General features: G+C 58.0%; 18 protein-coding genes and 2 tRNA genes. 5 read left to right on the forward strand and 15 right to left on the reverse strand.

Features of this window, described 5'->3' with window-relative positions; all coding sequences use genetic code 11:
• Positions 1 to 180 precede the first annotated feature (180 nt).
• Positions 181 to 4,146, forward strand: a complete 3,966-nt coding sequence (locus CUN63_RS09565) for a dermonecrotic toxin domain-containing protein (RefSeq protein WP_129438958.1) — start codon at positions 181 to 183, stop codon at positions 4,144 to 4,146.
• A gap of 32 nt (positions 4,147 to 4,178) precedes the next feature.
• On the opposite strand, the gene dnaB is transcribed toward CUN63_RS09565, so the two are convergent.
• From dnaB to rnr, 7 genes are all read right to left on the reverse strand, one after another.
• Complete coding sequence (dnaB, locus tag CUN63_RS09570) at positions 4,179 to 5,573, reverse strand: replicative DNA helicase (RefSeq protein WP_095127719.1); 1,395 nt, start codon at positions 5,571 to 5,573, stop codon at positions 4,179 to 4,181.
• Positions 5,574 to 5,693: 120 nt separating this feature from the next.
• Positions 5,694 to 6,140 (reverse strand): 50S ribosomal protein L9, encoded by a 447-nt coding sequence (gene rplI, locus CUN63_RS09575; RefSeq protein ID WP_003197251.1) that lies wholly within the window; start codon positions 6,138 to 6,140, stop codon positions 5,694 to 5,696.
• Between the two features lie 19 nt (positions 6,141 to 6,159).
• Complete coding sequence (locus CUN63_RS09580; protein ID WP_056746335.1) at positions 6,160 to 7,053, reverse strand: hypothetical protein; 894 nt, start codon at positions 7,051 to 7,053, stop codon at positions 6,160 to 6,162.
• 36 nt (positions 7,054 to 7,089) lie between these two features.
• Positions 7,090 to 7,320, reverse strand: coding sequence for a 30S ribosomal protein S18 (rpsR, locus tag CUN63_RS09585; protein WP_002551829.1), 231 nt, complete (start codon positions 7,318 to 7,320; stop codon positions 7,090 to 7,092).
• A 28-nt stretch (positions 7,321 to 7,348) separates the two neighbouring features.
• Positions 7,349 to 7,771, reverse strand: coding sequence for a 30S ribosomal protein S6 (gene rpsF / locus CUN63_RS09590; protein ID WP_054595362.1), 423 nt, complete (start codon positions 7,769 to 7,771; stop codon positions 7,349 to 7,351).
• 317 nt (positions 7,772 to 8,088) lie between these two features.
• Positions 8,089 to 8,856 carry a 23S rRNA (guanosine(2251)-2'-O)-methyltransferase RlmB gene (gene rlmB / locus CUN63_RS09600; RefSeq protein WP_129438960.1) on the reverse strand — a complete coding sequence of 256 codons (768 nt, stop codon included), beginning with the start codon at positions 8,854 to 8,856 and terminating at the stop codon, positions 8,089 to 8,091.
• Positions 8,853 to 11,483, reverse strand: a complete 2,631-nt coding sequence (rnr, locus tag CUN63_RS09605; RefSeq protein ID WP_129438962.1) for a ribonuclease R — start codon at positions 11,481 to 11,483, stop codon at positions 8,853 to 8,855. The genes rlmB and rnr overlap by 4 nt, the downstream gene beginning before the upstream one ends.
• A gap of 226 nt (positions 11,484 to 11,709) precedes the next feature.
• Here rnr and CUN63_RS09610 point away from each other — a divergent pair.
• Both CUN63_RS09610 and CUN63_RS09615 read left to right on the forward strand, forming a co-directional pair.
• Positions 11,710 to 11,796, forward strand: a tRNA-Leu gene (locus CUN63_RS09610).
• Between the two features lie 166 nt (positions 11,797 to 11,962).
• A tRNA-Leu gene (locus CUN63_RS09615) sits at positions 11,963 to 12,049 on the forward strand.
• A 28-nt stretch (positions 12,050 to 12,077) separates the two neighbouring features.
• Here CUN63_RS09615 and CUN63_RS09620 read toward each other — a convergent pair.
• On the reverse strand, positions 12,078 to 12,287 hold the full coding sequence (locus CUN63_RS09620; RefSeq protein ID WP_129438964.1) for a hypothetical protein: 210 nt from the start codon (positions 12,285 to 12,287) through the stop codon (positions 12,078 to 12,080).
• Positions 12,288 to 12,310: 23 nt separating this feature from the next.
• Between CUN63_RS09620 and CUN63_RS09625 the strand changes: the two genes are divergently transcribed.
• Positions 12,311 to 13,321, forward strand: coding sequence for an iron ABC transporter substrate-binding protein (locus CUN63_RS09625; RefSeq protein WP_129438966.1), 1,011 nt, complete (start codon positions 12,311 to 12,313; stop codon positions 13,319 to 13,321).
• Positions 13,321 to 14,886, forward strand: coding sequence for an iron ABC transporter permease (locus CUN63_RS09630; RefSeq protein WP_129438968.1), 1,566 nt, complete (start codon positions 13,321 to 13,323; stop codon positions 14,884 to 14,886). The genes CUN63_RS09625 and CUN63_RS09630 overlap by 1 nt, the downstream gene beginning before the upstream one ends.
• A 96-nt stretch (positions 14,887 to 14,982) precedes the next feature.
• Here CUN63_RS09630 and CUN63_RS09635 read toward each other — a convergent pair whose 3' ends face one another.
• The 7 genes from CUN63_RS09635 to hfq all read right to left on the reverse strand — a co-directional run bounded on the left by CUN63_RS09635 (position 14,983) and on the right by hfq (position 23,630).
• Positions 14,983 to 16,917 carry a methyl-accepting chemotaxis protein gene (locus CUN63_RS09635; RefSeq protein ID WP_129438970.1) on the reverse strand — a complete coding sequence of 645 codons (1,935 nt, stop codon included), beginning with the start codon at positions 16,915 to 16,917 and terminating at the stop codon, positions 14,983 to 14,985.
• Positions 16,918 to 17,067: 150 nt separating this feature from the next.
• Positions 17,068 to 18,360, reverse strand: a complete 1,293-nt coding sequence (locus tag CUN63_RS09640; RefSeq protein ID WP_010464193.1) for an adenylosuccinate synthase — start codon at positions 18,358 to 18,360, stop codon at positions 17,068 to 17,070.
• A gap of 54 nt (positions 18,361 to 18,414) precedes the next feature.
• Positions 18,415 to 19,602, reverse strand: a complete 1,188-nt coding sequence (locus tag CUN63_RS09645; RefSeq protein WP_129438972.1) for an ATP phosphoribosyltransferase regulatory subunit — start codon at positions 19,600 to 19,602, stop codon at positions 18,415 to 18,417.
• Positions 19,603 to 19,920: 318 nt separating this feature from the next.
• The gene (gene hflC, locus CUN63_RS09650; protein ID WP_008156983.1) at positions 19,921 to 20,790 is read right to left on the reverse strand and encodes a protease modulator HflC; all 870 of its coding nucleotides are present in this window, start codon (positions 20,788 to 20,790) and stop codon (positions 19,921 to 19,923) included.
• Positions 20,790 to 21,959 (reverse strand): FtsH protease activity modulator HflK, encoded by a 1,170-nt coding sequence (gene hflK / locus CUN63_RS09655; protein WP_129438974.1) that lies wholly within the window; start codon positions 21,957 to 21,959, stop codon positions 20,790 to 20,792. The genes hflC and hflK overlap by 1 nt, the downstream gene beginning before the upstream one ends.
• 96 nt (positions 21,960 to 22,055) lie before the next feature.
• On the reverse strand, positions 22,056 to 23,357 hold the full coding sequence (gene hflX, locus CUN63_RS09660; protein ID WP_033055543.1) for a ribosome rescue GTPase HflX: 1,302 nt from the start codon (positions 23,355 to 23,357) through the stop codon (positions 22,056 to 22,058).
• A 12-nt stretch (positions 23,358 to 23,369) separates the two neighbouring features.
• Positions 23,370 to 23,630, reverse strand: a complete 261-nt coding sequence (gene hfq, locus CUN63_RS09665) for an RNA chaperone Hfq (protein WP_007902656.1) — start codon at positions 23,628 to 23,630, stop codon at positions 23,370 to 23,372.
• Between the last annotated feature and the right edge of the window lie 25 nt (positions 23,631 to 23,655).

The raw sequence follows: 23,655 nt of genomic DNA on the forward strand, positions 1-23,655 counted from the left end.
GCACAAAAATTAACCAATTCCGACAATAGCGGTCGGCTTTTACCATCAGGTCTGCCCTTGACCGATACATCACATTTCGCTGAACACACGTCACTACATAGATATTCTTCAAGAAAAAAACCCGCGAGTAGTCTGGCGCTTCAACTACCAGACTGGCTTATCCAGAGCCACGGAGCTCCCTTGAACGATTCGACTTTACTCACTACAGTCCCCGCACCTACCCCGCCGCCCCTATCTGCTCATGCAAGCTTCATCCAGAGCAAGCTGCCTGGCTGGCTAGTCGAGGGATCACCTGAACAGCGCAAAACGTTTCGCGCCTGCCTGCTAAAAAGCAATGCAGCCAGGCAGGCGTTGGCCCCCGTCTTCGAAGATCTGAAAAACCCCTTGAACTTTGCCCGAACCTTGTTGAGCGAAAAGCTCACAGGACACCTGGGATCGCTGGACGCTGAAAAATCCACACTGCTACGCGAATGGAAGAACTCCCACCTCTTGGGGCTGATCAAAACACGCCATAAAACCACCGAACAAACGCTTGTAGACGCCGCTCTGCAGAACTTCGAACCTTCCGAAGCCCTGAGCGGTGGTTTTGAAGCAGGATCGGCCATCTATTTGTCCGGGTACGACGAAAAGAAAAAAAGCGCTGTCAGCCCAGAGCACTTCGCCGGGGTTTGTCGCGAGTTGGACATCGGCATGCAGTACCAGAGACACATCAGCGAAATACTGGAACCTTCTGCGACTGCGGGAACAACCGCCACTCGCTCGGCAAACCAGATAAAAGCCCTGATCAGGAACGACGACCAAAATACCTTTGAGGCGGCGATCCACATCGCCCTGATGAAGAAATCCATCAGCACAGATCTTTACGCACTATTACTCGAACTGAGCCACGCTGGCAGCCACAAGGACTTGATCTGTTCACACCTGACCCTGGACGGCATAGCCCTTCCGGGCATCATGGTACTTCAGGATAAATGGCCTCAGATTAAACACGTTCTTTACATTCCCGATGATCCCGATGACGCGATCAAACGATATGACTCGTATAACGCTCTTCAAACAGCCCTGGCAATTAAACTGGACACACCCTCCTACCGAAAATTCTTCAATCGCTTCATTCCGTTTGAGCGCCAGGGAACGCCGCTGACCACAGGCACTTTGTGGTCAGGCGCAAACCGCCCTAGTAATCCGTCTTTTGCCAAACCCTTGGTGCGTGTGAATATTGCCGGTGACTTCTATGAAACGGTCTTCAGGCAACGCATTGCCCACCTGAAAGCTGACGCACGTGTGCTGGCGGTCCCCACGGCAGATGCCAACACCGCCGGCAGCTTGAAAAAACGTCAGGAGCTCGAGGCAGCAGGAGAGTCGCTGTTATTTTTCGCCGCGTCCTTCATACCGATCATCGGTGAAGTGATGTTGGCGGTAACAGCCTTGCAGTTACTCAACTCGGTCTATCACGGCGTTGCCGCCTGGAGTCGTGGCGATACCGATGAAGCCCTGAATGATCTGCTGGATGTCGCAGACGCCGCTGCCCTGGGCATCATCACGGCCGGCGCAATAAAAACCACCGGGATCGCCACCAACCTGGTAAAAATCAGGTTGCGCGACAATAGCGAACGACTCTGGCACCCCGATCTGACGCCCTATCGGAAGGCACTTCAACTCCCTGAAAATATCCACCCCAACGCTCAAGGGTTGTATAACCACAACGCAAAAACCTATGTAGCGCTGGAAGACCATTTCTATGAAGTAAAGGTCGACACCGCCACCCAGCAGTGGGAGCTGCAACACCCTTCTGACCCAAACGGGTATGCCCCACAGATGTTTCAAAACGATGCCGCCGGATGGCGCCATCTGCACGAGGACCCAAGCACTTGGGATGGGTTGAAACTGATCAGGCGTCTTGGCACTGTCGCACGCAATATCCGCCAAGAAGCCGTCGAGCCCATTCTGCTGGTCAGCGGATTAGACAGATTGGCTCTCATTGAACTTCATCTGAGCACCCAACGTCCGCCGGCCCTGCTGACCGATGTATTGAAGCGCTTTGATTTGAGACAGGAAATAAAAGATTTCAAGATAGAACGTAGCAAAGGCACTAAAACCGGCCCTTACTCACCGTTCATCTTGCTGCACCTGCTCACCACACTGAGCGGCTGGCCAACCACTCGACACCTGACCGTCGTCGATGGGACTGAAACGCTCTTTGCTTTTGGTGACTCCGCCAATGCAACACTGCCCGAACTTAGATTGACCTACGCCCAACTCAGAAACGGTGAACTGACAGACGCTGTTGTCGAGAAGCTGAGAACTGAAGAGCTCAGTGAGCTATTCAAAGGGCTGGTGCCATCCACTGCCTCTAACGCAGAGCGCCTGGCGCAGTGTCTTGAGACCCACCTTGCGGCAACAAAAGACCTGCTGTTCCCAAAAATTTATGCGCTGACCGATCAACCGGAAAACCCGATAGACGAACACATTCGCACGAAGTATCCAACGCTGCCAAAAAGCTATCTGCAGCAGCTGACACTCAGCCTCAGTGCACTGGAAAAACAGCAAATCGTGCGGGAAAGGCAGTTGCTGCCTCTCATGGAAACGGAAGCAGACGAATATTCCAAAGAAGTTGAAACAGCACGTACTTATGAGGGGCTTTATCTTGATTCCGCCCGCCCTCTTGACACCGACCAACTCATCCTCATGAACCTCAGGCACTTGCCCAACTGGGCCGACTCGGTGCACATCGAAATGCGTGATGCCACCCTCAACGGCACATTGCTGAGCAGCGTCGGCAGTGACACAGCCGTTCATCGCAGAGTTCTGGTTCGAGAAGGAGCGCAGTACAGGGCTTACGATGCTGCGGGAAATCCGCTTAGTGGACTGGCCGATCTCTACATCTCGATCAAAGCGGCCCTGCCTGAAGCCGAGCGCTTTGCCGCGGCCAATAGTTGGGCTGACCGTGTAAAAACCGCGATCAACAGCGTCATAGAGCGTCTGCACAAACAACCACTGGCTATTCGGGAAGGTGTTGCGTCATGGCCTACCGAGCCCGCAAACCCAGGCTTCCCCCTTGACACCCATTTCGCCCGGCAAGAAACACCGACGAACCTGTCGCTGCGCGCAGACGGCGTTTATGAACAGCGCCCCCTACAAGGTGGCACGCACACGTATTACGTGCTGGAAAACCGCCTGTACTACCAAGTGCAATACGCCAAACCGGGTTGGCAAGTCATCGATGCACGCAGCCCCTATCGAGCGTACAAGCCCTACGTGCGGCAAAAGGCTGGAGGTGGTTGGGAGATCGATACCGATAGCGGGTTACCGGGCGGCACGCCGGGCGTTGACTCGTCAAGGCACCTCGATATCCCGGAGGAGGCAAGCGGCAGCTATCACAGCGCTACCGAATACGTCATGCCTGTGCCATTCACTGCCGCCGAACACGACCGCATGTCCAGCATCAGATCCTTTCAACAGACCCCCAACACACGCGGTAACTATGATCGTGCCAACAACGGCCGCTACCCCCTCAGGGACCTGAAAGGGCAACCGTTACGCATCAAAAAAATTCAGCAGCAGGTCAATTCTGCTGATGGCGGTACCCGCTACGGGGCCGCGGCAATCAAACCTTACATTCAATGGGAGGGCTTCGAAGGCGTTGCCAACCTGTACGAAGAAAAACTGGCGCTACGCACATTCACCGCCGCCGACTGCAAGGTGCCTGAGGAAAGGACCTTGATTGGGCAAGACATGGTGAGCAGCAAAAAGCCGCTGGTTAAAGGGGAGATTCTTGGGGTCTATGGTGGAGGATTGATACCCGGTTATGTCGGTGTCGCCAGAAAGGACCCGTTCCTCATCGATGTACTGCCTGGGAAGCTGTTCACCCACGCCAGGCCTCCTACCGTTCTGTTGTCCGGAGACAATGTGCTGTCCCGAATGAATACCCTCTTCGAGTACGAACAGGGCAAGCCGGCACGACAGGCAACAACGGGTTACAACGTCGAAGCCGTGCCGTTTGATGTGGAGGTTCAAGCCCAAGGCGGGGGCAAGGAAAAATACCTGCTGTATGCATTCTTTGCCATCGACGACATTCCCGTCGACAACGAGCTACGTTGGAACTATGGCTACACCGAGCAAGCGATCAGAAACCTGTTCGCCTGAAACACAGCTATCAACCGCCGACACCCTCGACGTTACTCGTCGTCGAAGTTGTAGCTGCCCGGCGCCAGGTTTTCGAAACGGGTGTACTTACCGATGAACGCCAGTCGTGACGTGCCGATCGGGCCGTTCCGCTGCTTGCCGATGATGATCTCGGCGATGCCTTTGTGTTCGGTTTCCGGGTGATACACCTCGTCCCGGTACACGAACATGATCACGTCGGCATCCTGCTCGATCGCTCCGGATTCCCGGAGGTCGGAGTTGATCGGGCGTTTGTTCGGGCGTTGCTCCAGGGAGCGGTTGAGCTGGGACAACGCCACCACCGGACAGTTGAATTCCTTGGCCAGGGCTTTCAAGGAACGGGAGATCTCGGAAATCTCGTTGGTCCGGTTGTCACCGCCAGAACCTGGAATCTGCATCAATTGCAGGTAGTCGATCATGATCAGGGCGACATCGCCGTGCTCACGCACCAGACGCCGAGTCCGCGCGCGCATCTCCGACGGGCTGATACCGGCCGTATCGTCAATGAACAGCTTGCGATCATTGAGCAAGTTGACCGCCGATGTCAGGCGCGGCCAATCGTCGTCTTCCAGGCGACCGGCACGAACCTTGGTCTGATCGATCCGGCCGAGGGACGACAACATACGCATGATCAGCGATTCGCCTGGCATCTCCAGCGAGTAAACCAATACGCATTTGTCGCTGCGCAGCACGGCGTTTTCTACCAGGTTCATCGCAAAGGTGGTTTTACCCATGGATGGACGACCGGCGACGATGATCAGGTCAGACGGTTGCAGGCCGCTGGTCATACCGTCGAGATCGGTATAACCGGTGGACAGGCCGGTAATGGCGTTGTCAGTGTTGAACAAGGTATCGATGCGGTCGATGGCCTTGGTCAACAAGTCATTCACGCTCACCGGGCCGCCGGTTTTTGGCCGGGCCTCGGCGATCTGGAATATCTGCCGTTCGGCTTCGTCGAGAATCTCTTCAGCCGAGCGGCCTTCCGGGTTGAAGGCGCTGTCAGCAATCTCGGAGGCAATGCCGATCAGTTGGCGCAAGGTCGCCCGTGCGCGGACGATCTGGGCATAAGCCTTGATGTTGGCGACGGACGGCGTGTTTTTTGCCAGTTCGCCAAGGTATCCGAGGCCGCCAACTTGCGAGGTCTGACCTTCCTTGTCCAATTGCTCGGCAAGGGTCACGACGTCGATCGGCGAGTTCTGGTCGGCGAGCTTGGCGATCGCGCGGAAGATCAGGCGGTGGTCATGTCGATAGAAATCGCCGTCCGAGACCTGATCCAACACGCGTTCCCAGGCGTTGTTGTCCAGCATCAAACCACCGAGCACGGCCTGTTCGGCCTCGATGGAATGCGGCGGCACCTTCAGGGCAGCGGTTTGCAGATCGTATTGCTCGGGTGCGGAGATATCGTTCATGGCCACTTGGTTATTTTATGAAAAGCAGGGGTTACAGAAAGACAAAGGGCACGACCTGTAAACAGGATCGTGCCCGATGTTACCGGCAAGCACCCGAGGGTGCCAGCCGACAAGTGCTGCTTAAGCTGCTACCACGACAACGCGTACGGTGGCTTCAACTTCGGCGTGCAGATGCACGGCTACGTCGAATTCGCCTACGTTGCGGATAGTGCCGTTCGGCAGACGAACTTCGCTTTTTGCAACTTCAACGCCAGAGGCGGTCAGTGCATCAGCGATGTCGTGAGTACCGATCGAACCGAACAGCTTGCCTTCGTCGCCAGCGGTGGCAGTGATAGTCACTTCCAGCTCAGCCAGTTGGGCGGCACGGCTTTCAGCCGAAGTTTTACGATCTGCTGCGGCTTTTTCCAGCTCAGCGCGACGCTCTTCGAACGCAGCCAAGTTGGCAGCGGTCGCAGCGGTAGCTTTGCCGTAAGGCAGCAGGTAGTTACGACCGTAACCAGCCTTAACGTTCACTTTGTCACCCAGGTTGCCCAGGTTGGTGACTTTTTCCAGAAGGATCAGTTGCATGTGAAAATCCTCTTAACTTTTAACCTTCACCGTTCGCGCTATCGACGTCTTTCGGCGTCGAACGACCGCGAAAATCAATCAGGCTGTCGACGATGGCCAAGACCACCAGCAACGGATAGATCAGCTGCATGAACAGCAACAGCGTGACGTACAACCCCACCAGCCAGAATCTGGCCAGTCGCTTTTGCGCCACCAGCCCGTGAATCAGGGCCAGCCCGGCGAACACCAGCGGTACACTGCACAACGGCGTCAACATGGCCATCTGCGGACCGATATTCGGCCCCAGAAGCATGAACGCCAGCAGTAACATCGCCAGCCCCAGCGGGAATCGGATGGCGCGAAACTCGCGACCAAAACCACCCGGGTTGTACAACAACGCCTGCCAGTAGCGCCCGACAAGCAGGCTCAGCACACTGACGATTTGCAACAAGGCCGCAATCAGGCCGGTCAGGACCGGTGCAATCAGGGACGCAAAATGCGCTTGCTCGTCTACCGACAACTTCTGGTAGACATCACCGAGTAGCGACGGCATGACTTTTATCAAAGCCTGCGCCAGCATCTCGATTTGAGGACCAAAAGCCGTCCCCAGCACCACTGAAAACACCACTCCCATCGCTATGCTGACCAGCAGCACGCGGTTCCAGGACTCGCTTGCGCGCAAAACCAACGCAAGGCTCCAAGACCCCAGCAACACCAGAAGTGCCCGTGGGTCATCGGAGTAAAGCCACCAGATCAACGCCGGCAGCAATCCCAGAGCAAGAACGCCGAGGGCGTCCTTCAATCCGCGCCGCAGGAGCACAAGGCAACCCGCGGCAGCACCCAACCAATACAACAACGGCAATGTTGCGCATCCGGCCACTACCAGAGTGGCCTGCATACGGCCGCGCATGATGAACTCAGCTATGGCACGCATGCTTTCAATCCTTTGCTACGTGTCGACTGCCCGGTCTCAGCGGCCGTGGCTGTCGGTGTAGGCCAGCAGGGCCAGGAAGCGGGCGCGCTTGATAGCGGTGGCCAGCTGACGCTGATAACGTGCTTTGGTACCGGTGATGCGGCTTGGAACGATTTTGCCGGTCTCGGATACATAAGCTTTCAGAGTGTTGAGATCTTTGTAATCGATCTCTTTCACGTCTTCAGCGGTGAAGCGGCAGAATTTACGACGACGGAAGAAACGTGCCATGTAATAGGCTCCTCAAAAGGTCCGTGGATTACTCGTCAGCGTTATCGCTGTTGTCGCTGTCATCACTATCAACGCTTTCAGCGCCTTCGTGCTCAGGACGGTCGCGACGCTCACGGCGCTCACTGCGGTTTTCTTCAGCCTTGAGCATCTCGGATTGGCCGGTAACGGCTTCTTCGCGACGGATGACCAGGTTACGGATCACTGCATCGTTGTAGCGGAAGTTGTCTTCCAGCTCGGCCAGGGCCTTGCCAGTGCACTCAACGTTCAGCATCACGTAGTGAGCCTTGTGAACATTGTTGATTGCGTAGGCCAGTTGACGACGGCCCCAATCTTCCAGACGGTGGATTTTGCCGCCGTCTTCTTCGATCAGCTTGGTGTAACGCTCTACCATGCCGCCGACTTGCTCGCTTTGATCCGGGTGGACCAAAAAGATGATTTCGTAATGACGCATGAATGCTCCTTACGGGTTGTAGCCTGCCGCTCAAAAGCGGTCAGACAAGGAGTGAATGACACTTATGGACTTGCTTGCGATAGACACATGCGTGCCTGCCGTCACAGCAAGGGGCGCAATTGTAGAGAAGGGACAGAAGAGGCGCAAGGCAATTGGTGATTATTTGAACAGTTCGTTCGCCCACCAATTTTTGCTTCACCACAAACCACTGTGGGAGCGGGCTCGCTCGCGAATGCGGTGTATCAGGCAACATTTCTGTCGACTGACACTCCGCCTTCGCGAGCAAGCCCGCTCCCACAGTTTGGATCGAGTCTGGTTTAAGACTTTTTACCGGTTCCGGCGGCTTTGACGCCACGCTGGCGCAGGGCCTCGAACAGGCACACGCCGGTCGCCACGGATACGTTGAGACTGCTGACACTGCCAGCCATCGGCAAGCGCACCAGGTAGTCGCAAAGATCGCGAGTCAGGCGACGCATGCCGCTGCCTTCCGCGCCCATGATCAGGATGGTCGGGCCGGTCATGTCTTGCTGATACAGACTCTGCTCGGCCTCGCCCGCAGTACCGACGACCCACAGGCCGCGCTGCTTGAGTTTTTCCAGGGTGCGCGCCAGGTTGGTCACGGCGACCAACGGAATCACTTCCGCCGCGCCACAAGCGACTTTTCGCACCGTCGGGGTCAGCGTGGCTGACTTGTCCTTCGGCACGATCACCGCCAATGCGCCGGCCGCATCGGCCGAACGCAGGCAAGCGCCGAGGTTGTGCGGATCGGTCACGCCGTCGAGCACCAGCAACAGCGGCGCGCCTTCGGTGCGATCGAGCAGCTCGTCGAGCATCGCCTCGCCCCAGACCTGGCTCGGACTCACGTCCGCCACCACGCCCTGGTGCACACCATCAACCCAGGCATCCAGCTCACGGCGCTCGGCGTTGCCGACGGCCACGCGATTTTCGTTAGCCAGCTCAATCAGCGTCTGAACCCGCGGATCACTGCGGCCTTCGGCCAGCCAGATCTGCTTGACGCGTTTTGGGTGGTGACGCAGCAACGCTTCTACAGCGTGCACGCCGTAGATCTTTTCCAACTGACTCATGACTTGGCCTTCGGTTTACGCGCCCCGCCGCTTTTGGCGGCTGGAGCAGAACCCGCTTTTGGCGGGCCTTTACGGTGTTTGCTCGGTTTGGCTGGCTTGCCGCCGGGAGCCTTGTCAGGCGCCGACCGCCCGGTCTTTCCCCCAGACGCCGCTTTACCGCCACTTTTCGCTTCAGACAGCAACGCCTGCTTCATCTCACGGCTTTTGCGCAATTCAGCATTTTTCGCCGCAGCATCGCTTGGACGATAGGCTTCGCCAGCCTTTTCCTTGGCAGGACGACGACCGGTTTTCGCCGGGGCCGGCTCTGCAGCCGTTTTGGTAGCTGGTGCAGCGGTTTCAGTCCCGCGCTTCTTGCGACCGATCGGCGCGCTGATGGTTTTTTCAGCCATCTCGAAGTCGATCTTGCGTTCGTCGAGGTCGACGCGCATGACGCGCACTTCAACAGTATCGCCAAGGCGGAAGCTGCGACCGGTACGCTCACCGGCGAGGCGGTGGTGCACAGGATCGAAGTGGTAGTAATCGCCTGGCAGCGCGGTGACGTGCACCAGGCCTTCGACGTAGATATCGGTCAGCTCGACGAACAGACCAAAACCGGTCACGGCAGTGATCACACCCGGGAACGATTCGCCCACGCGGTCTTTCATGAACTCGCACTTGAGCCAGTTCACGACATCGCGGGTCGCTTCGTCGGCACGGCGCTCGCTCATCGAGCACTGCTCGCCGAGCTGCTCCAGAATCGCTTCGTCGTACGGATAGATGCGCGCTTTCGGAATGGTCATCGCGCCAGCACGGCGAACGTGCGGGGTGTCCATTTTCGAATGGATGACGCTGCGAATCGCCCGGTGCGTTAGCAAGTCCGGGTAGCGGCGGATCGGCGAGGTGAAGTGGGTATAGGCTTCGTAATTCAGGCCGAAGTGGCCCTGGTTATCGGCGCTGTACACCGCCTGACTCAACGAACGCAGCATGACGGTCTGGATCAGATGGAAATCCGGACGGTCCTTGATGCTCGCCAGCAATGCCTGGTAATCCTTCGGCGATGGGCCGTCCTTGCCTTTGTGCAGGGATAGGCCGAGCTCGCCAAGGAAAGCGCGCAGTTTTTCCAGACGCTCCGGCGGCGGGCCATCGTGGACGCGATACAGCGCAGGGATTTCGTGCTTTTTCAGGAATTCGGCGGTGGCCACGTTGGCCGCCAGCATGCATTCCTCGATCAGCTTGTGGGCGTCGTTACGAACGGTTGGACGGATTTCGGCAATCTTGCGCTCGGTCCCGAAGATGATCCGGGTTTCCTGCGTTTCGAAATCGATCGCGCCACGCACGTGACGAGCGGCCAGCAGCACTTTGTACAGTGCGTAAAGCTGCTTGAGGTGCGGCAGAACGTCGTTGTATTCACCACGAAGCTGGCGAGCTTCGGTGACTTTCGGCGTTTCCAGCATCGCGCTGACCTTGTTGTAGGTCAGGCGAGCGTGGGAGTGAATCACCGCTTCGTAGAAGCAGTAGTCGGTCATCTCCCCGGATTTGGAGATGGTCATCTCGCAAACCATGGCCAGGCGATCGACGTGCGGGTTCAGCGAGCACAGGCCGTTGGACAGCTGCTCAGGCAGCATCGGCACGACGCGCTCGGGGAAATACACCGAGTTGCCGCGAACCTGGGACTCATTATCCAGCGCCGAACCGATTTTCACGTAGCTGGAAACGTCGGCAATCGCCACGTACAACTTCCAGCCGCCGGAGAACAGGCGCAGCTTGCCCGGCTTGGCTTCGCAGTAGACCGCGTCATCGAAGTCGCGAGCGTCTTCGCCGTCGATGGTCACGAACGGCAGATGACGCAGGTCGATGCGCTTCTCTTTGTCTTTCTCTTCGACTTCCGGCTTGAGCTTGGCGGCTTCTTTCAGCACAGCCTCAGGCCAGACGTGAGGAATATCGTAGGTGCGCAGGGCAACGTCGATTTCCATGCCCGGCGCCATGTAGTTACCCACGACTTCAACCACGTCGCCTTGCGGCTGGAAGCGTGGTGTCGGCCAGTGAGTGATCTTCACTTCGACGAACTGACCGATCTGGGCGTTGGCGTTACGGCCCGGCGTCACCAGCACTTCTTGCTGGATCTTCGGATTGTCCGCAACGACGAAACCAATACCGCCCTCTTCGAAGTAGCGACCGACGATGGTCTCGTGGGCACGGGAGACCACTTCGACGATCATGCCTTCGCGACGACCGCGACGGTCAAGACCGGAAACACGGGCCAGCGCACGGTCGCCATCGAACACCAGACGCATTTGCGCAGGGCTCATGAACAGGTCGTCACTGCCGTCGTCCGGGACCAGGAAGCCGAAGCCGTCACGGTGACCGCTGATGCGGCCCAGGATCAGGTCGAGCTTATCCACCGGCGCATAGGTGCCGCGACGGGTATAGATGAGTTGAGCGTCGCGCTCCATGGCGCGCAGGCGGCGGCGCAGGGCTTCGATCTGATCTTCTGTAGTCAGACCAAACTCTTCGACCAGCTGCTCGCGGTTAGCAGGCGAACCCCGATCAGCAAGGTGCTGAAGGATCAGTTCGCGGCTAGGAATAGGGTTTTCATATTTTTCCGCTTCACGAGCGGCCTCGGGATCGAGGGACTGCCAATCGGCCATTAGAGAGTTTTCACCTTGTCTATATGCGGGTTAGTTTGGCATAGGCGTAATGAAACGGGAAATTTCAGGCTATGACAGCCCATCTAAAGCCCTTTATCGACAGCGCGAAGCTGAATTAAATGCCATTGGTAAAATTTTCCAGGTTTTTTAGACCTCAGGGGTTTACAGTTAAAAAGACGCTCCGTATAGTGCGCGCCATCGACGACGCAGACGCATTGTCGATAATGCCCAGATGGTGAAATTGGTAGACACGCCAGCTTCAGGTGCTGGTGACCGCAAGGTCGTGGAAGTTCGAGTCTTCTTCTGGGCACCAATTTCGAGCTTGAGATTAGATCAATTTCAAGGCTCACACAAAAACCCGCGAAAGCGGGTTTTTTGCATTCTAAGCCTCTGATTTATTAAAACTAAATCAGGGGTTTACAGATCAAAAAGCTCTCCGTATAGTGCGCCACATCAACAGCGGCAACGCTGAAGATTATGCCCAGATGGTGAAATTGGTAGACACGCCAGCTTCAGGTGCTGGTGACCGCAAGGTCGTGGAAGTTCGAGTCTTCTTCTGGGCACCAATTCAAATTTCAGAGTCGATCTGAAATTTCACAAAAACCCGCGAAAGCGGGTTTTTGCGTTTCCGGGGTTTGTGTAGGAGCTGCCGAAGGCTGCGATCTTTTGATCTTCAGCAATTTCAGCTCCACCAACAATCAAGATCAAAAGATCGCAGCCTTCGGCAGCTCCTACCAACCCCTCACCCGCTGCAAGGCGCACTTGAGAAACAATATCGTTTATCATTGTTTCAAGTTTTTGCAATGCGACAGTGAGGAACCTTGCGAATGATGTTTCGAAATACCCTACGCCGCGGCCTGACCATGACCCTGCTCGGCCTGGCACTCGCCACTCCCCTCACCCAAGCCGCCGAACCGGTTTCCCTGACGCTCTATAACGGTCAACACAAGGAAGTCGGCGACGCCATCGCCAAAGCCTTCGAAGCCAAGACCGGTATTCACGTCAACGTGCGCAAGGGCAGTAGCAATCAGCTCGCCAGCCAGGTCGTAGAAGAAGGTGATCGCTCCCCCGCCGACGTGATTTACACCGAAGAATCACCACCATTGAACAAACTCGGCGAACAAGGCCTTCTGGCCCAGACCGATGCCGCCACCCTTGCCGTTCTGCCGAAAAACTATGTCGCTGGCAATGGCACCTGGATCGGCATCACCGCGCGAGTCCGCGTCGTCGCCTACAACCCCAAGCTAATTGACGAGAAGGATCTGCCGAAGTCGGTGATGGAGTTCTCTGACCCGAAATGGCAAGGCAAGGTCGGTTTCGTGCCTACCAGCGGCGCCTTCCAGGAACAGGCTGTGGCAATCATCAAAGTGCACGGCATGGACGCGGCCGAAGAATGGCTGACCGGCTTGCGTGCTTTCGGTAAGACCTACAGCAACAACATGGTTGCACTGAAGGCAGTGGAAAACGGCGAAGTCGCCACCGTGCTGGTGAACAACTATTACTGGTTCGCCTTGCAGCGCGAAAAAGGCCAGCTCGATTCGAAACTTCATTATTTCACCGGCGGCGACGTCGGTGGGCTGATCACTGTTTCCAGTGCGGCCGTGCTGAAATCCAGCAAGCATCCAAAAGAAGCCCAGCAATTTCTCGCCTACATGGCCAGCGAAGAGGGTCAGCGCGTGATCACTCAGACCACCGCTGAATACCCACTGCACAAAGGCATGGAATCGGATCGTGGGCTCAAGCCGTTTAGCGAGCTCGAAGCACCGAAGGTCACGCCAGCCGATCTCGGCAATGCCGAAGAAGCCCTGGACCTGGAACGTGACGTTGGCTTGAACTGATGAGCGCATCGTTATCAGCTCCCGTCACGCGCGGGGGTTACGTACCGCGGCGCAAGCGGCCATCGATCTGGCTGTTGCTACCGGTTTTGCTGCTGGTGGTACTCAGCCTGTTGCCGCTGGCGTATGTCGGGCTCAAAACCTGGCAGGCCGGTTGGGCCGAGGCGCTGCATTTGTTGTGGCGCCCTTATGTGTTTGGCCTGCTGCGCAACACCCTGGCGCTGATGGTCGGTGTGACGCTCGCCTGTGGCGTGATCGGCCTGTCGCTGGCCTGGCTGCTTGAGCGCAGCAACTTGCCGGGGCGGCGCTTGTGGGGCGTGATTCTGTGCCTGCCGTTCGCGGTACCGGCATTTGTCAGCAGCTTTACCTGGGTCTCGTTGAGCGCTCATTTCGAAGGCTTGGGCGGGGCGATCCTGGTGATGACCCTGTCCAAGTATCCGCTGATCTTTCTGCCGGTCGCGGCGACCCTGCGCAATCTCGATCCCTCCCTCGAAGAATCCGCCCGCACACTGGGGCAAAATCGCTGGGGCGTATTTTTCAGAATCACTCTGCCGCTGCTCTGGCCTTCGTTGCTCGCCGGTTCGCTGCTGATCGCGCTGCACATGCTGGTGGAATTCGGTGCGCTGTCGATCATCGGACTGCAAACCTTTACCACCGCGATCTATCAACAGTTCGAACTGGAATTCAGTAACGCGAATGCGGCGATGCTTTCCGCGGTGTTGCTGGCACTGTGTCTGATGCTGCTGTGGCTGGAACTGCGCGCACGCGGCAAGGGTCGACACGTGCGTACCGGTCAGGGCGCGGCCCGGCATGCGGAACAGGTTCGGCTGGGGCCTTGGGCTGCTGCCGGACAACTTTATTGCATGGCGCTGGCAATCATCGGCAGCGGTATTCCGCTCGGGATGCTTGCGTACTGGCTGGCAGTAGGTTCGTCGGCAGCATTCCCGGTGGCGGCGATCAGCGAGGCGCTGCTCTCCTCCCTGGCGTTGTCACTGGGCGGCGCGGCGCTGTGCCTGGTGCTGGCAGTGCCGGTGGGTTTGTTGGTGGTGCGCTACAAAGGCCAGTTGGCAATCTGGGCCGAACGCTTGCCGTATCTGCTGCATGCACTGCCAGGACTGGTGATAGCGCTGACGCTGGTGTATTTCGCCCTGCATTATGTGCCGGCGCTGTACCAGACTTCTGCGCTGCTGCTGATTGCTTATGCGCTGTTGTTTCTGCCGCTGGCACAGGCGCCGATTCGTACGGCATTGAACAAGGCTGCGCCGCAACTGGAAGAGGCTGCACGCACACTGGGGGCGTCGTCCTTCAGTGCGTTTTGCCGGGTGACGTTGCCGATCATCTTCCCGGCATTGGGCGCGGCGTTTGCGCTGGTGTTTCTGGATGCGATGAAGGAATTGACGGCGACGTTGCTGCTGAGCCCGACTGGGCTCAATACGCTGGCGACGGAAGTCTGGGCGCATACCGCGAATGTAGAGTTTGCGGCGGCGGCGCCTTATGCGGCGTTGTTGATTTTGGTGTCGGGGTTGCCGGTTTATCTGCTTACTACCCGGATGTATTTGAGCCGCTGAGACCGCTATCGCGAGCAAGCTCGCTCCCACAGGGGAACGCATTCCAATGTGGGAGCGAGCTTGCTCGCGATGACGCCAGACCAACCAATACAAATATTAAGCCCGGAACTGCCCCAGACTCGCCTTCAACTGCGCTGCCAACCCATCCAGCACCTTGCCGCTGGCCGTGGTTTCCACCACCGCTTGAGCCGCCTTCTCAGCCTGCACATGAATGGTTTCAACCCGACCGCGCACCGCTTGCGCGCCTTGCGCCTGATGCGCCGCCGCCTGCGTTGCCAGACCAATCGCCGCATGAACCTGCTCGACCGACGCCTGCACCGATTGCTGCAACCGCGCACTGTCACGCAGCACCAGCAAACCTTCGCTGGCCTGGCGCCCGGCCTGACCGATCGCTGCCACCGCCTCACGCGCACCTTGTTGCAAGGCAACGATGTGCGCCTGAATGTCGCCAGTGGAGCTCTGTGTCTTGCTCGCCAGCGCTCGCACCTCGTCAGCTACCACGGCAAACCCGCGACCAGTCTCGCCCGCACGCGCCGCTTCGATCGCCGCGTTCAGCGCCAGCAGGTTTGTTTGCTCGGCGATCCCGTGAATCACCGTCAACACCACTTCAATCTGCTCACTCTGCTGCGCCAGCCGCTCGATGACTTTCGCCCCGGTGTCGACCTGCCCGGCCAACGCCTCGATCAGACTGCCGACTTTCGCCGACGTCCGCGTGTTTTCATCCGTGGCCGAACGAATATCCACCACTTGCTGCAAAGCTGCCTGCATGGCATGACTTTCAGACTGGGCTTCGTCAGCCATTTGTGACAAAGCACGCAGGCTCTCGGCCACTTCATCGCGCTGCATGCCCGCCGCTTTATCGGCCCCGGCATTGCGTAAAGTCATGGCGCCGATTTCCACGCCAGTGCGTTGAGCCACATCGCCCGCTTCGCGCACGATCGGCTGCAACTTATCCACAAAGCGATTGACCGCCGAGGCCATGTCGCCGATTTCGTCCTTACTGTTGATCTGCACGCGCTTGGTCAGATCGCCCTCGCCCGCAGCCAGGTCGTCCATGGCAGCGATGAGCAATTTCAAGCGATTGACCACCCGACGGCCCAGCACCACCGCGAGCAACAGCAGCACACCGCATCCCACCAGCGCCAGACCCATGCCGATGCGCCAGCGCAAGGTCGCCGCAGCTTCCTGCACAGTGCTGGTGGTATTGGCTTTCATTTCAGATGCCGTGGACTGAGCGGACGTCAGACGCGCACGCATCGCCGTGGCGCTGTCAGCTGCCGCGCCCTTGAGGCTATCGCCCACCAATTGATCACTGCTGGCGATCAGCGCCGAGAAGCGTTTGTCCAGGGCCGCCAGATCGGTTTCCACCGAGGCGGTCGAGACGCCCATCAAGACCTTGCCGATTTCCACGCCGTTAGGATTGATCGAGGCTTCGAGGTAATAGACCGATGGATCGTTCTTCGCCGCATCCAGCACCTTGTCCAGGGCGCGCTCGCCCTGACCCTTCTCAAGCAGCGCCTTGTTGATCGGGTTCTCGCGGTTGAGGTAGCGCGTCAGATGCTGCCCCGTCGCGTCGTCGTAGACCACGAATAGCACATTGGGATTACGCTGAGCCCGGCGGGCAAATTCGGACAGGGTTGGAACATCGCTGTCCCACATGGCGCGGGGTGCGACCGAAGCCAGAAGCTGCGCCATATCATTGGCGGAGTCCTTCAGATCCTTCTCCAGCGTCGCACGCAGTTGTGCCTGCTCGTCCTTCAATCGCGAGGACAAACCCGCCGTAAGACGCTGACGAGTACTGATGGAGAGACTGTCGAGGCTCGACGTGACTTCACGCCCTGCCTGCTCAAGCTCACCGGAAAGTTTTTGACTGTCGGCACCCAGGCGCACACCCAGATCGGCTTCCAGTGCGGTCACTGTGCTCCGAGTCAGGGCGACAGCCACCAGCACCTGCACAAACAGTGCGATACCAAGGGTAACGAACACAGGCCGTAATAGACGGCTTTGTAACAGTGAGAGAACGGCCGACACTTAGAATCCCTCTGCTTTAACGCCATTAAATTGATGGCACGCTAGAAGCGATGCGCTTAATGAAGTTCACAGCAAGGGTCGTGCCGTCCGACAGACAGAAACGACAAAGGCCCCAATTAAGGGGCCTTTGTGTTTTACATCAACGACTTATTAAGCGAACGGGTGACGCAGAACGATGGTTTCGTTGCGGTCCGGGCCCGTCGAAATAATGTCAATCGGCGCACCGACCAACTCTTCAACGCGTTTGATGTAGTTGCGTGCAGCCTGTGGCAGCTCTTCCAGGGTCTTGGCACCGACGGTGGATTCGGTCCAGCCCGGCATCTCTTCGTACACCGGCTCCAGGCCGATATAGCTGTCGGCGTCAGTCGGTGCGTCGATCACTGCACCATCCTGGTTCTTGTAGCCAACGCAGATGTTGATGGTTTCCAGACCGTCCAGCACATCCAGCTTGGTCAGGCACAGGCCCGAGATGCTGTTGACGTCGATAGCGCGACGCAGGATCACGGCATCGAACCAACCGCAACGACGGGCACGACCGGTGGTAGCGCCGAACTCGTGGCCACGCTTGGCCAGGAAAGCACCCACGTCATCGAACAGCTCAGTCGGGAACGGACCCGAACCAACACGAGTGGTGTAAGCCTTGGTGATGCCGAGGATGTAATCCAGGTACATCGGACCAAAACCCGAACCGGTAGCGATGCCGCCCGCGGTGGTGTTGGAGCTGGTGACGTACGGGTAAGTACCGTGGTCAATGTCCAGCAGGGAGCCTTGGGCGCCTTCGAACATGATGTCTTTGCCAGCGCGACGCAGTTCGTGCAGCTCAGCGGTGACGTCGAGCATCATCGGCTTCAGCAGCTCGGCGTATTCCATGCACTCGTCGAGTGTTTTCTGGAAGTCGATCGCAGGCTCTTTGTAGTAATTGACCAGAACGAAGTTGTGGTAATCCAGCAACTCGCCCAGCTTGGCGGCGAAACGCTCGCGGTGGAACAGGTCACCGATGCGCAGGCCACGACGTGCAACCTTGTCTTCGTACGCCGGGCCGATGCCACGACCGGTGGTGCCGATCTTCAGCTCGCCACGGGCCTTTTCACGCGCCTGGTCCAGCGCTACGTGATAGGACAGGATCAGCGGGCAGGACGGGCTGATACGCAGGCGCTCGCGCACCGGTACGCCTTTCTCTTCCAGCTTGATGATTTCCCGCAGCAGAGCGTCGGGGGCAACCACCACGCCGTTGCCGATCAGGCACTGCACGCCTTCGCGCAGCACGCCCGACGGGATCAGGTGCAAGACGGTTTTTTCGCCATCGATCACCAGGGTGTGACCAGCGTTGTGGCCACCCTGGTAGCGCACTACGGCGGCAGCATGTTCGGTCAGCAGATCAACGATCTTGCCTTTGCCCTCATCACCCCATTGGGTGCCCAGGACTACGACATTCTTACCCATAACACTTGTCCTCATTCGCGCAAACTTGGTGCCGGCCGCGGCCGGCAGGAAAACTCAAGAAGCCAGTGGCGATACTTGCCAAAGCCCGTTCTGCTGAATCAATTGCCGGTCGCAGTCCGCTTCACGGGCGGCGGCCAAAGGTTGTCCAGGCAACGCCTGAACGACACGCTGACCCTCACTGCGCAACTGGCAAACCTGCTGCCAGAGTGCCGCATCCGTACTGTCAGGCATCCAGATACCGCCAGACGGTAACTCGATCTCAGCACGCCCCAGGGTCACCAGGGTTTTCAAATCGGTAGAGAAGCCGGTTGCCGGACGGGCGCGACCGAAGTCGGCACCGATGTCGTCGTAACGACCGCCCTGAGCAATGGACTGGCCAACACCCGGTACGAACACCGCAAACACCACACCGGTGTGGTAGTGGTAGCCGCGCAACTCGCCCAGGTCGAAATACAGCGGCAACTCCGGGAAGCGCGTGGACAGACGTTCGGCAATCGCCAGCAAGTCGTCCAGAGCGGCCAGTACCGGTGCCGGCGCATTCGCCAGACGCTCACGGGCAGCGCTCAATACTTCACGGCCGCCACACAGGTCGACCAGCGCCCGCAACATGCCCGACAGATCCGCAGGCAAGCCTTCGGTCAAGGTAATGACCTCGTCGATGGCTTTACGTTGCAATGCATCGAACAGCTGTTGCTCGACTTCACCGGACAAACCGGCGGCGCGAGCCAGGCCACGGTAGATACCAACATGACCGAGATCCATGTGCACATCCGGCACATCGGCCAGTTTCAGCATAGCCAACATCAGGCTGATGACTTCCACGTCGCTGCTCGGGCTGGCATCGCCGTACAACTCGGCACCCAGCTGGATCGGGCTGCGCGAGGACGACAAGGCGCGCGGCTGAGCGTGCAGCACGCTACCGGCATAGCACAGACGGCTCGGGCCTTCGCGTCGCAAGGTGTGCGCATCGATACGCGCCACTTGCGGCGTAATGTCGGCACGGAAACCCATCTGCCGACCCGATTGCGGGTCGATGACCTTGAAGGTACGCAGATCGAGGTCCTGGCCCGCGCCGGTCAGCAGGGATTCCAGGTACTCGATATGGGGAGTCACGACAAACTCGTAACCCCAGCTCTGGAACAGATCCAACACCTGACGACGCGCGACTTCAATGCGCGCCGCTTCTGGTGGCAGTACTTCTTCGATGCCATCTGGCAGCAGCCAGCGGTCTACCGTTGCCATTACGCCATTCCCCTATGATCCGGGCGGCAAGCCTTTGGGCGAGCCTTGAGTGAAGCAGAAAATGATCGGCTCATGCGCACAAACCACGCGCATGAACAACGGGGCGAAAAGCCTGAAATCGGCTTCGCCAACCACTTTCCTCGAAAAACCTGTCGAGTCATTCAACTCGGACGCCTGCATAAAAAACAGCAATCAAACGTGCAGACGCAAAAAAGCCGGGAATTTCCCGGCTGCCGCATCATACACACGTTTTCCCAAAGGATCACCCCGCCCGAGGTGTTAGCCGTCAGGCGGGGGATGATTCAGGTCAACGTCGTATCAAGGCTTGGCTTTTTCCAGGTAGCGGAAGAAGTCGCTGCTTGGGTCCAGGACCATGACGTCGGATTTGTTCGCGAAGCTTTCACGGTAGGCACGCAGGCTACGGTAGAAACCGTAGAACTCCTGATCCTGGCCGTAGGCCTTGGAGTAGATCGCAGCCGCCTGGGCGTCACCATCACCGCGAACCTCTTCGGATTCACGATAGGCTTCAGCCAGCAACACGCGGCGTTGACGATCAGCGTCGGCACGAATGCCTTCTGACAGTTCGTTACCCTTGGCGCGGTGCTCGCGAGCTTCACGCTCACGCTCGGAACTCATGCGTTCGAACACGCTGCGGTTCACTTCTTTCGGCAGATCGATGGCCTTGACCCGAACATCGACAACTTCGATGCCCAGCTCTTTTTCCGCCATCTTGTTCAGCGAAGCGGTGATATCGGTCATCAACGCATCGCGCTCACCGGAAACCACTTCGTGCAGCGTGCGCTTACCGAACTGGTCACGCAGGCCCGACTCCAGACGACGGGAAAGTCGCTCGTCAGCAATCTGCTTGAGGCCGGAAGTCGCGGTGTAGAAGCGCTCGGCATCTTTCACGCGCCACTTGGCGTAGGCATCAACCATGACGGCTTTCTTTTCCAGCGTCAGGAAGCGTTGTGTCGGTGCATCCAGCGTCATCAGGCGTGCGTCGAATTTGCGCACCTGGTTAACGTAAGGCACTTTCACATGCAGGCCCGGCTGAACATCAGTCTGGACCACACGACCGAACTGCAGCAGCACCGCACGCTCGGTCTGAGCCACGATGTAGAAGCAGTTCCAGGCAGCGATCGCCACGACGACGCCGACAATAAGGGCGATCAGCGATTTATTGCTCATCAGCGACTCTCCCTGGTGCGTGCTTGCTGTTGCTGCAGATCGACTGCACGCACATTCGCTTCATTGCTGGTGGCTGCCGCGCCGGTCACCGGAGTGCTGGTGTTGCGACCGCTTTCGACCATCTTGTCCAGCGGCAAGTACAGCAGATTGCTCTGGCCATTCTTGTTGCCGGTCACGAGAACCTTGCTGGTATTGCTGAAGACTTCCTGCATGGTGTCCAGGTACAGACGCTGACGGGTCACTTCAGGTGCCTTGCGATATTCGCTCACCAGCTTGGTGAAGCGATCAGCCTCACCCTTGGCGCGCGAGACGGTTTCGTCACGGTAACCATTGGCATCTTCGATGATGCGCTGGGCCTGACCACGGGCTTCCGGCACGACGCCGTTGGCGTAGGTTTCAGCCTGGTTACGCGAACGCTGCTCGTCTTCACGGGCGCGGATCACGTCATCGAAGGCTTCCTGCACTTCACGCGGTGCGGCTGCGCTCTGTACGTTGACCTGGGTGACGGTGATACCGGTGCGATAGGTATCCATGAAGCGTTGCAGACGCTCCTTGATTTCGCTGGCCATCAATTCACGACCTTCGGTCAGCACCTGATCCATAGCGGTGGAACCCACCACGTGGCGCAAGGCACTTTCGGTCGCGTGCTGCAGGCTGATTTCCGGCTGATCGACGCTCAGCACGAAGTCCTGCAGGTTGCTGATCTTGTACTGCACGGTCAGCGGCACTTCGACGATGTTCTCGTCTTCAGTCAGCATTTGACCCTGCTTGGTATAGGCACGCTCACGCGTGACGTTTTCCAGGTACTTGCGATCGATCGGCGGGAAATAGATGTTCAGGCCCGGGCCAACGGTTTCGTAGTACTTGCCGAAGCGCAGCACCACGGCTTGCTCCTGCTCGTCGACTACATAGACCGCGCTGTACAGCCACACGGCCGCCAACACGACCAGGCCGATGCCGAGCAGACCGCCGAAGCCGCCACTCCTGCCCGAACCGCCACCGTCATCACCGCGTTTCTTACCACCACCGAACAACCCGTTCAGGCTTTCCTGCAGCTTTCGGAAGGCCTCGTCGAGATCCGGTGGTCCCTTGCGGTCGCCGTTATTGCGGCGCTTGCCACCCCAAGGATCCTGATTATTCGAGTTGCCACCCGGCTCATTCCAAGCCATAGCGCTCTCCATCTGATAAAGCAAAGACGCACCCACGGCGCGCCGACCAATGCTACAGAATGCCCGTCACCGCGGCACAACCGCTTTTCCAGGCTTTTATTGCAAAGTGTGTTGCTCGATGAACTCTGTCGGCACAACGCCTTCACGGCTGACCAGCCGATTGAGCTCCGAACGGGGCAATCGAACGGCCAGCAAGCTGACACCTTCTTCGTCGTGTTCTTCTTTTTGCACCGCACCGAGCTCGAAAAACTGCGCACGCAGTCGAGCGAATCGTTGCGGCAAGCGCAAGGTACCGATAAACAACTCACTGCCCAGCAACTCGGCAATGGCTTGCTCAAGCAATTCCAGACCACTGCCATCACGTGCCGACAGCCAGACCCGTTGAGGCTTGCCGTTTTCGTCGCGCTGGATTTGTGGCTCAACGCCTTCAAGCAAATCGAGTTTGTTATAGACCTCGAGGATCGGCAAGTCCTGGGCACCGATCTCGCCCAACACCACCATCACCTGCTCGATCTGCAACATGCGATCCGGTTCGGCCGCATCGATCACGTGCAACAACAGGTCGGAGTTGCTCGACTCTTCGAGGGTAGACCGAAATGCTTCGACCAGCTTGTGGGGCAAGTGGCGAATGAAACCCACAGTGTCAGCCAGGACAATCGGCCCCAGGTCGTCCAGTTCCAGACGGCGCAAGGTCGGGTCCAGCGTGGCAAACAACTGGTCAGCCGCGTACACGTCGGATTTCGTCACGTTATTGAAGAGCGTGGATTTACCGGCGTTGGTATACCCCACCAAAGACACGGTAGGGATATCCGCACGCATACGGCCACGTCGTGACTGTTCGCGCTGGCTGCGCACTTTTTCCAACCGGCCTTTGATCTGCCGCAGGCGAACCCGCAGCAAACGGCGGTCGGTTTCCAGTTGGGTTTCACCCGGGCCACGCATGCCGATACCGCCACCTTGACGCTCAAGGTGAGTCCAGCCACGAACCAGCCGGGTGCTCATGTGGTCAAGCTGGGCCAGTTCTACCTGGAGCTTGCCTTCATGGGTACGGGCGCGTTGGGCGAAAATATCGAGAATCAGACCGGTGCGGTCGATCACGCGACACTCGAAAACACGTTCGAGGTTACGTTCCTGACTGGGCGTGAGGATGTGATTGAAGATCACCAGATCTGCCTTTTCGGCATGAACCAGGTCGCGTAACTCCTCGACCTTGCCACTACCGATCAGGAATTTGGCGGTTGGCCGATGACGCGGCACGTTAAAAAACGCAACGGTCTCGGCGCCAGCCGAATTAGCCAATTCCTGAAACTCCTGCGGATCTTCGCGCGCCTCAGGGTCCTGTCCATCCAAGTGAACGAGGATCACTCGCTCACCACCACCGTGGCGCTCAAAGAACAAAGGAGACTCCTATCAGGCGTTACCTGGCTCAGCGTCACCTGCTTCGGATTCGGTTGCGCTAGGCAGACGAATTGGACGAACCGGCACCACTGTAGAGATAGCGTGTTTGTAAACCATCTGGCTGACGGTGTTTTTCAGCAGGATAACGAACTGGTCGAAAGACTCGATCGTGCCTTGCAGTTTGATCCCGTTGACCAGGTAGATGGAAACCCCCACTTTCTCTTTACGTAAAGTATTCAAGTAAGGGTCTTGTAGCGAATGCCCTTTTGACATGTGCCGCACTCCTTTAAGGATTCAA

This window comes from Pseudomonas sp. ACM7 (genome assembly GCF_004136015.1).
In the GTDB taxonomy this organism is placed as follows: Bacteria; Pseudomonadota; Gammaproteobacteria; order Pseudomonadales; family Pseudomonadaceae; genus Aquipseudomonas; species Aquipseudomonas frigoris.